At 31.9% G+C, this 9,067-nt stretch carries 10 protein-coding genes; 5 read left to right on the forward strand and 5 right to left on the reverse strand.

What is annotated here, in order from left to right:
- Together AC1DCY_RS26255 and AC1DCY_RS26260 are read right to left on the reverse strand one after the other, a co-directional pair.
- Positions 1-181, reverse strand: a 181-nt coding sequence (locus AC1DCY_RS26255; protein WP_477355378.1) for a helix-turn-helix transcriptional regulator, incomplete at its 3' end; no start/stop codon positions are given.
- 1,995 nt (positions 182-2,176) lie between these two features.
- Positions 2,177-2,599: a hypothetical protein gene (locus AC1DCY_RS26260; RefSeq protein WP_477355380.1), complete on the reverse strand. Its 423-nt coding sequence runs from the start codon at positions 2,597-2,599 to the stop codon at positions 2,177-2,179.
- 102 nt (positions 2,600-2,701) lie between these two features.
- Here AC1DCY_RS26260 and AC1DCY_RS26265 point away from each other — a divergent pair, with 102 nt between their 5' ends.
- Both AC1DCY_RS26265 and AC1DCY_RS26270 read left to right on the forward strand, forming a co-directional pair.
- Positions 2,702-3,175, forward strand: coding sequence for a hypothetical protein (locus tag AC1DCY_RS26265; RefSeq protein WP_477355381.1), 474 nt, complete (start codon positions 2,702-2,704; stop codon positions 3,173-3,175).
- Between the two features lie 449 nt (positions 3,176-3,624).
- Complete coding sequence (locus tag AC1DCY_RS26270) at positions 3,625-4,407, forward strand: hypothetical protein (RefSeq protein WP_477355384.1); 783 nt, start codon at positions 3,625-3,627, stop codon at positions 4,405-4,407.
- Between the two features lie 440 nt (positions 4,408-4,847).
- Here AC1DCY_RS26270 and AC1DCY_RS26275 read toward each other — a convergent pair whose 3' ends face one another.
- Entirely contained in the window at positions 4,848-5,510 is a 663-nt protein-coding gene (locus AC1DCY_RS26275) for a type II toxin-antitoxin system PemK/MazF family toxin (protein ID WP_477355387.1), read from the reverse strand.
- A 268-nt stretch (positions 5,511-5,778) separates the two neighbouring features.
- Between AC1DCY_RS26275 and AC1DCY_RS26280 the strand changes: the two genes are divergently transcribed.
- The 3 genes from AC1DCY_RS26280 (at position 5,779) to AC1DCY_RS26290 (ending at position 8,137) form a co-directional block, all read left to right on the forward strand.
- Positions 5,779-6,345, forward strand: coding sequence for a MerR family transcriptional regulator (locus AC1DCY_RS26280; RefSeq protein ID WP_477355390.1), 567 nt, complete (start codon positions 5,779-5,781; stop codon positions 6,343-6,345).
- Between the two features lie 397 nt (positions 6,346-6,742).
- Entirely contained in the window at positions 6,743-7,759 is a 1,017-nt protein-coding gene (locus AC1DCY_RS26285; RefSeq protein WP_477355393.1) for a hypothetical protein, read from the forward strand.
- A 96-nt stretch (positions 7,760-7,855) separates the two neighbouring features.
- The gene (locus AC1DCY_RS26290) at positions 7,856-8,137 is read left to right on the forward strand and encodes a DUF5839 family protein (RefSeq protein WP_477355396.1); all 282 of its coding nucleotides are present in this window, start codon (positions 7,856-7,858) and stop codon (positions 8,135-8,137) included.
- Positions 8,138-8,450: 313 nt separating this feature from the next.
- On the opposite strand, the gene sda is transcribed toward AC1DCY_RS26290, so the two are convergent.
- Both sda and AC1DCY_RS26300 read right to left on the reverse strand, forming a co-directional pair.
- Entirely contained in the window at positions 8,451-8,588 is a 138-nt protein-coding gene (sda, locus tag AC1DCY_RS26295; protein ID WP_477355399.1) for a sporulation histidine kinase inhibitor Sda, read from the reverse strand.
- Between the two features lie 64 nt (positions 8,589-8,652).
- The coding region (locus AC1DCY_RS26300; protein ID WP_477355401.1) for a DUF3955 domain-containing protein at positions 8,653-9,067 on the reverse strand (415 nt) is incomplete at its 5' end.

Here is a 9,067-nt window from a genome sequence, read left to right on the forward strand (position 1 = left end):
ATTGATCAAGAGAAAGATTAAATGTTTGTGCGATTTGGACCACCATTTGTAAATCAGGTAAATTTCGATTGTTTTCCCAACTAGAAATTGTTTGTCTTGATACATTTAATTTTTGTGCTAACTGTTCTTGAGTTAACTTACTATTAGTTCTTATCTTTTTTATTTGTGTTCCAAAATCCATAAAATCAATTCTCCTTGTCAACTAATTTATAAATGGAAAATGCTTATTTTTAAAGATTGAGTAACAAGCATTGGCTATATATCAAGGCTTGTATTACTGTCATTCCAAATTTTCATAGATGTTCATTATAGCAATTTGATTTTTACTTTGCGGAAAATATGATAATTAGAAAAAGTAAATTAGTTTAAACTAGTTTAAATTAGTTCATTTTTTTGAATCAGAATTACTAAGAGCCATAGGTAAATAAAACGAATCGTACAAAAAAGAACAATCTCTAGATTGCTCTTTTATTTTTGCCATGAAGTCTTTAGGCAACAGAATTATAACAATAGAATCCAGGTTTAACATTTACGTACAGCTGGTGGTTACTGGTCAGCTGAATGAACCGAAAAACTAAGATCAAAATCGGAAGTTCAAATACGTAAAAATGATGGAATATTGGGTGCGTGAAAAGAGCTAAATACAACGTGCAGGATTAAGAGTGTACTACCGTACACTCGGAAAGTGCTTCGCACTTAGGTAGGAACTGTATACAAGGGGGGCTTAGAATGTATACATAATAAAGTAGAACTATATGGAGAAAAAAATGATTTGTATATCTCTAGAAAAAGGGGGGTAATTCTGTTGCAAGAGCAGCCATAATATTGGTCATTAAATTTCAGAGTGCCCATCTACGCACCTTCGAAAATTCGAGCGCTTAACAGGCATAAAATCGGTCCCGATTTTTGACCTCAGACAATTTTAATTTCAATATTTGTTCTGAAAAATGGTAATATCATTTGTCTTAGTTTTTTGTATTCTTTGGAAGAGGAGAAACTTAAAATTCAAATTATAGGCCCTTTACATTCATTTTAAGATGATCATTTCGTTTTTGATTTATTTTACTTCGTGTTTAAATTTAAAAGGGCTTAAAATAGCTTATGAGAGCTCGAAATATTTGTTATATGCTTCAGATAATAAGACTAAATTAAAGTAGGAGATAGTAAATGTTTTTTATATTGATTGGAGTTTTAACTATTTTATCTATTGGGATTACTTATCTTTGGATGTTAGGAAGTCAAGTTTATATAGACCTTAGTCGAAGTTATGCAGCTTCAAACTTTCCAGGAGATATAACAGCTACACAAAAAATGGTTTACCAAATTTTGTTCCCTTCGTCATTACTAGTATCTTTATTAATTTTTACATTTTTACTATATTTACTATTTAAGAAAAAAATAAATTTCACCTTTGGAAAAAAAGTAGCTATGTACAGTGTATCCGTAGTTTGTACTGTATATTTGTCTATCAAATTGTACATTTTTATTTTTTTATAAAATTATAATGATTGACCAAGGCTTTTAATAAAAGCCTTGGTCTTTTTTGAGGTCATTTTTATGGTTTTTCACCCTGAGTGAAACATCTATTCATATAGTTCATCTTTTCTTTTTGTGTAAGATATCGATTTCGGAAAAAATAATATCCAATGAAAGAAGCCAAACGATGCTCAATTATTTATACGCTATTTTATACATGCTGCAGCTGGTGATCTTGCCGAAAAACACTGTCAAACCAACGATGTATAAAATTTTGCATATTTAATAATCCGTAATGCAATCAAAAAGGCAGTAATGACAAGGGTTCGCCCTTTGTCGTTACTGCCTACTTCTAATGTTATGTAAACCTAGAATGTATGGAATTGTATAATCAAAAGCGATCATCCAGAAGAATTTAGGGTTACGATCTAAAATTGTCAATGCCTTCCCCCTACTGGTCAAAATGCGTAGCATTTATTTTCCCATTCATTTTCATACTCAACAATAAGTGAGTGTGTAGATGGGCACTGGCTATCAGTGACTTTAAAATTTCAAGAAATAAAAAAGAGCAGCTGCATGCTGCTCTCTATAATCTTATATATCTCACATATTTTATACATCACAAACTTCCTTCTTTTCTTATACCGCATAAAAAGATGAGTTCTTGTTAGGGAACTTCTCTACCAACATATTTACACTTCTACTTTTCAAATATATTTACTTCAACCATAGATTGTAAGATTTCTTGAGGAATATCATTACGGACAATACTTTTTATAAAATCAATATAAGGAAAATCCACAACATCACCTTTTACATTTGTTCTCGAAACTTCAAAATCATCTCCATCAATAGGATTAAATGACATTTGATTAATAAACTGCTTTGTATATCTAATTACATCTTCAAATTTCCTACCATTTTTTTCAATCAAGTATATAAAGTTCTCCTGTTTCGATTCACTTTTATTAGTAAAAATCATTGCATATCCTATCACTTCAATTATTCGTCCATCCCACACATCTATGAAATTATCTTCATCCTTAACACCAAGAATAAAAAAGAATTCTATATTTTCATTTAAATATAAACGAGAAAAGGAATAACTATCAAATTCTTTCATTTAAAATCCTCCAATAACCTTTTGTGTATATTTTTACTTTTTTTACTACATTTTTAATGATATACTATTTTTTTGATAACTACAAAAAGGAGATTATACTAAATGAAAAAGATTTCACACTATTTACTAACTTTAATTTTACTTGTTTCTTTCTCTCTAGCAATGACACCAATTAACGCTCAAGCTGCTACTAAATATTGTACTGGTGATGGAGCAGGCCATGATCTCGCAACAAACACAGTGGTTGATTATGGCGATAAGAAGAAAGGAGCTTGTCATATTGCTTATTATCATATGAGTTCTGTTGGAACATTACCAAATGGTAAAGTAAAAACAACTTATGTAGATGGTGTAGCCAAATCTCAATTTTCAGAGTCATTTGACATTCAGAATATGGCACGTATAGCAGGTGGCATTATTGCTCAAGGTAATATCACTAAGCAAGACAACGGAAATTACGCAGCTACAGGCTTTGAAATCACTTTAAATCAATATGTTAAAGTGATTTATTACATTTCACCATATACAGATAAATTTAATACAGTTGTTACTATGTACCCTTACAATCCAAAGTAAAAAGGGCATATTAAAATCATTTTCGCGATAAAAAACGTCCGGCTTAATCATCGGACGTTTTTTATGTAATTTCGAAATTATATTATACGGTGCCTACTTCTAATGTTATGTTAACTATAAATGTATAGGAATGTATATTAGTTAAGGGAGTAGCCCTTCTTGGAACTATTTTAATATAATCGCTGATTTCATTCTCTTTTTCTTTACCGTCAGCAAACACTGCTCTTTTCAAAACATATTCTTTTTCGCCCCAAGCACCTAGCTATCACATATCCAAGACACATTTCACTCACCACTGAGAGATATGTATGATATAAATAAAAAACCAATAATTAGCAAAATAAACAAAATAATTAAATAATAACCTTTTTTCACAATAATTTCCTCCTATCTGGTATGATTGTATCGATATGTAAAATATATCAAATATTCGATAGGAGTGAATATAGTTGAGAAGAAAAAGTTTAATTTTTGCACTAATGACACTGATATTCGGTTTCATTGTGATGCCTTCTAACGCAAAGGCAAGCGAAGAACAAGATTATTTTACAATTGAGGGGTATGAAGAATACTTACAAAATCTTATTTCAACAGATGATAATTCGTCTGAACTTGCTTCAGAAGGTCTTGAACAATTTAAAAAGTTAAGTGTAGAAGAGCAAGAAACGTATTTAAAATTTTTACAATCTAATGAATACATAGAGGTATTAGAGGAAGCTTTAGCAGAACAACCTTCTAATGATTCTGAAACTAAAGATTTTACAATCGAATTTAATAATATGGAAATCCCTATACGTTTAGAATCTACTGGAGATGCCTATGAAGAAAAGCCTGCAGCACCTTTTGCAAGAGCAGCAGCAGCAACAGAATATGAATATAATGTTACTGCCGTTTATAAACTATATGCTCTCAAGATAAACACTACTAATATCATGACTCATTTAAAATTTAAAGGAAATGGAAATAGAGCTACCAAAGTATTAGATGGATATCATGATCATACTAATATTAATCCAGGCGTATGGGTATCATATGTTAATGAAGCAAAAACTTATATTGAAGGTAATTATGCTTATGTAAGAGCTTCATATGAATTAAGAGCTAACGCTTCTTTAGGTTTTCTAAGCTCAAATTTACATCATACTGTTCGAGCAAGATGGTCCGGATCAAAAGAACATATGGTAGAATCATCACATGCTAATATAAGTGGTCACGGTTGGACAGCATTCTAATATAACCTAAAAAGCCAATTTTGTTTTTGGAAACGGCAAGAAAATAACAAAAGAGCCCATTATGGGCTCTTTTTTTTGCTTTGGTAAAAAAATTAGGATGAAGAAACAAGGTTAGGAGCGTATCCTGGATCCTGGCTTCCTTTTTCAGTTGTTATGTAAACTCGATTTGTATGGGAATGTATAATCAAAGGCGGTAATCCAGAAGGATGATTTTAGGGGTTACGATAGGCTTATATAAATTTGATAAAACTTGAGAAATGTAAAACTCGTTAAAAATAAAAAAAGAAGGCAGCGTATTTATTACGCTGCCTTCTTTTACTTACTTGGTATGGCTCTCGCCGATAATTACTGGTCCGGATATTATCCGTTTCTTTAAGTAAAGTATACTCAAGTGAATTCAAAAAAGCAACAAATCGATTTTTTTATTTCGAAAATTTTCCTTATTTGGCGACTGAACCACTTAAAATATCATCTAATAATACAGGTATACCATCACTTATATTTCTAGGTGAATACAAATCTGAATAAGGTAATCCTGTCATATGTAATGTCGAAATTTCCATTTCTAAATTTTTAACATCTTCTGAATCCGCTGATTTTGCCTTCTCACTTTTATATTGATAAAGCAAATCAATAATTCTTAAAACTCTTGATTCAAGAAACATTCTATAATGAAGTTGTTCTTTTTCTTCATAACTTTTACTTTTCACTAATTCAAAACTACAAAGTTTGTAAATTTTATCCATAGCAGAAGGATTAACAAATGAATCAAGTGTTACTTTCTTGCCACTCACAGTATCTTTTAAATGTTTTACTCTACTAACATTAACCGTTCTCACCTGATTGTAAACAATATAAGAATCACTATCTTTCAAATTTGAAGGTAACGTATTAATTTTACCTATATTTTCTTTATTGTATCGATCTCCATTATTTTGACTTGTCAAAGGAACAACAATAACGGTTTTATCATCGTTATTTTTCTTTAAAACAACACCCAAATGATTACCATCAAACTCACACTCTCTTAAAGATTCTCCAGCAGCTCTATCAGTAAAAAAAATGTTGTAACAATTACCTACTTTCACATCACTATGTCTCATTTATTCACCTCTATAATATTTCGAATCAACTAAAATATATTATATTTTTTGTAAGTGCCGTAACAGCACTTACAACGTTACCCCTCCAGCGTAACGCTGAAGGGGTAACGTTGTAAATCCGCATAAATCTGACGGGACCCCTTGCAAGGCGGCCAAAACTTAAAGGAATTATCAGAGCCTTGTAAATAGCTATCAGTCAGCCTAAAATAAGCATAAAACAAAGCTTAATTCAACTTAATATATAGCTAAATTTAGGATAATCATGGAGGTGGAGAAAACGTTAACACCAATTGGAAAAATCACAAAAGAATTAGCAATTGAAGCACACCAGTTGCGTGAGTGGGAGAAACGGGATTGGCTCGGAGATGTATTGAAAGATCCAGATAATAATAATCAACGGGTTTATAACGATCATCAGATTAAACGAATTCATTTAATACATGAAACTATTCAAAAACAACGAGAAAAAGGGTTTAAACGGACAGATTTTACAGAGGTCGAGGAAAAATTGTTTGAGAAATTCGGTGGAGAGGTCACAAAAAGAGAATCTGAGATGATAATTCACCCAGGTTCGATGGAGAAAATAATTGAAATGATCGGATTACAACAAAAAATGATGATGGAGATGCAGCTGCAAATCGAAAATCTCCAAAATAAAGAGTTACCAGCACCCATCGATCATTCTCAACACTTTGAAGAAATGAAAAATCAGCTTAAATTTAGCCAAGAACGTGAAGAGAAACTGATTGGATTGATTGAAAAATTGCAAGATGATGTTGAAGAATTGAAAAAGATGCCACCAAAATCTCGTTGGAAGTTTTGGGGTCGCCAGTAGACCGTGTAGCAGATGAGTTAAAATTTCGAGGTCGCACTACTAGAATTTTCAATAAACTAATAGAAATTAATAGTCATAGATTATATTTACAAGTTGCTAACTTTAGCGTATGGTAAGAATAACTAAATCGAACGTAAAAAAGCCATCCCACAGTGACTAATAAAGTGTTGGTAGCACTTTATTAATCGCCTTATCGTATCTCGTACATACGATGCAGCTTGTCGTGAAATGACTGTTTTTAACTGTTAAAACGATACATAGTATCTATATACGTCATTCTAGTATGAATTAGAATACATTTCAACAGTTAATTAAAAGTTTCCGTCATCGAAAGCGTTTTGCATCGTTACTACAGCGATGTAAAACGCTTTTTTGCTTCAAAAAAGGAGCAACTACCATGAAAAATAAACTAAAAACTACACCAAACCAAGCAGTCCAAACATTTATTACATACGGCAATCAAAAAGGAGATCGGCAACTCAAAGAAGAGCGCCTGCAGCAACTAGAAGAAACTTTGGCAGCACAAGATATTTATCCTGGTGGAAAAGTACATAGAGTGCTAGAAAAATTGATTTATGATCTTACATACAACGGCATTATCAAAGTAAGCCGAGAGCATTTGAGTAAAAAATTAGAGGTTGGCTTAAATACAATCTCAACAGCGTTTAAGTATTTGGAGCAATCAAAACTGTTTATCCTTTCTAGAAACAAATCAGGGAAAACGAATAGTGGTTGTCGTGTCATTTTGGATGTGCAGCACGTTAATTTTGAAAGTATTTTAAGTGGCATTTACCGTCTAACTGCTTATGAAATTGCAATCTTAAAAGAGGACTTTAAACATCTAAGTAAACATCAAAATAAACATCAGGATTTGGCTCAAAACGCTGTCATATCAAAGTCAAATGGCTCAAATTCGGATCTTAACTATAATAACCAAATTAAAATAATAAAAGATATAAAGACGTCTACTAAGCAGTCGTCTGATAAGAAAAATAATCTTTATAATCGTTTAAAAAATCTCTATCAAGCCCGTACAGGCTCTTTAGAAGGCTTTAAACCATTTGTGGGGGTTATTTATGGTTCATTTAAAAAAATCAAAGCAGAGGACAAGCTAACGCTGTCTCACGTGCAATTAGAAACGATTATGTATCAATCATTAGATGCAGCCATTTCTGCGAGTGATCAATACGTTAAAACAAACCGTGTAGCCTTACTAAGTGCCATTATTCGCAACAAAATCAACGATGTAACAGTAGTTCATTCATCTGTAGCATCAGAAAAACAAGTAGCTAGAAAAGTAGAAACAGTACCAGCATGGTTTGCGACTCGTCATGAGCCTGAAGAAGAAATAACAGAAGAAAAGAAAGCCTCCTATGCGCAAGAACGTGAGAGAATACTGGCTATGTTAAGGTAAAAGAGGATCGGTTTACCGAACCTCTAGTTTGCTATAATTATTTTTAGGTAATAAAAGGTAATTTCCCCTTTGAATCTAAAAATAGGAGATTGTTACATGAAAAACGATAATACACTGTCTGGATTTCATATCAAAAGTAAAAAAGGTGAAGTATTGAAACTACATCCCAAAAAGTACACGTGGCATATTCCTAAATATTTACGTGATTTAAACATCCAACCAGGTGATATTGTTATGGTTGGAAAACCAGGCGCACCTATCTTAGTAACAGAAGTTTTCCGAGAAGAGTCAAAAGACACAGGAAAACAATATAAAAGAATTAGAGAGCTTTTAGAAAAAGCGCCACAAAATGATCCGTTTTATAACGTGCAGTATTAAAAGTGTACGGTAGCCTTATGAACTTTTAAGTTCATAAGGTTTTTCATTTTGGTAATGAATTTTTCTACCTTAACCTTTAGGCACCACATATCTTTCCAAGGTTGTAATGGGCAAAATAGGGGGGCCATAACGGTGCTTTTAATGGGGGCTACAACGGGTACTTTTGGATTTTTTCTTGATATCACTAAAACACTAGGCTTTGCCTAGTATATTACGGTCAGTGATATCAGTTTTTCCTTATGCTCTTTCTAACCTTTTCTAGAAATCTAGAGCTTTCAAACGCTTAGAACATACAAAAAGGAGTAGCATTATGCTACTCCTTTGTTCTTATATTGATGATTGAACGTCTTTTGAGTTCTGATTCGAGTTGTTGAATAAATTTAGGGTCAAGTCCTAAATTTTTAGCGTTTAAATAAGCTTTTAATAAAAGGTCATTAGATAATTTCTTCATAGATGTTTCTCCTCTTTTGTAAATACAAAAGAATTTTCAACACATTTTTTTATTTATCAAGTAACTATTTTTTTGTTATTTTTTTTACCAAAGCAATTAATAGACCTATAACTCCACTTAATAAAAATAAATAGCCAATAGGAATTAGAAAAAATGGTTCGTGTAACATGCCGTTACTATCTACTTCTGGCTGTCCCAAAAATGCCTTTGCTAAAAAGCAAATTGCTGCGATTGTTAACAAAATGATACTTATTAAGTTCATTTTTGCTTTTCTTACTTCGCTTCCGTCGTTCACCAATTTATTTGTCATAGTATTATCCCCCAAAATTAATTGATCAAGAGAAAGATTAAATGTTTGTGCGATTTGGACCACCATTTGTAAATCAGGTAAATTTCGATTGTTTTCCCAACTAGAAATTGTTTGTCTTGATACATTTAATTTTTGTGCTAACTGTTCTTGAGTTAACTTACTATTAGTT

This window comes from Lysinibacillus sp. 10T31 (assembly GCF_056394365.1).

What these genes read in the sequence shown, in the direction of transcription:
- AC1DCY_RS26260 (WP_477355380.1), bottom strand. Translation starts at nt 2,599, where the DNA reads ATGAAAGAATTTGATAGTTATTCCTTTTCTCGTTTATATTTAAATGAA.
- AC1DCY_RS26265 (WP_477355381.1), top strand. Translation starts at nt 2,702, where the DNA reads ATGAAAAAGATTTCACACTATTTACTAACTTTAATTTTACTTGTTTCT.
- AC1DCY_RS26275 (WP_477355387.1), bottom strand. Translation starts at nt 5,510, where the DNA reads ATGAGACATAGTGATGTGAAAGTAGGTAATTGTTACAACATTTTTTTT.
- AC1DCY_RS26285 (WP_477355393.1), top strand. Translation starts at nt 6,743, where the DNA reads ATGAAAAATAAACTAAAAACTACACCAAACCAAGCAGTCCAAACATTT.
- AC1DCY_RS26290 (WP_477355396.1), top strand. Translation starts at nt 7,856, where the DNA reads ATGAAAAACGATAATACACTGTCTGGATTTCATATCAAAAGTAAAAAA.
- sda (WP_477355399.1), bottom strand. Translation starts at nt 8,588, where the DNA reads ATGAAGAAATTATCTAATGACCTTTTATTAAAAGCTTATTTAAACGCT.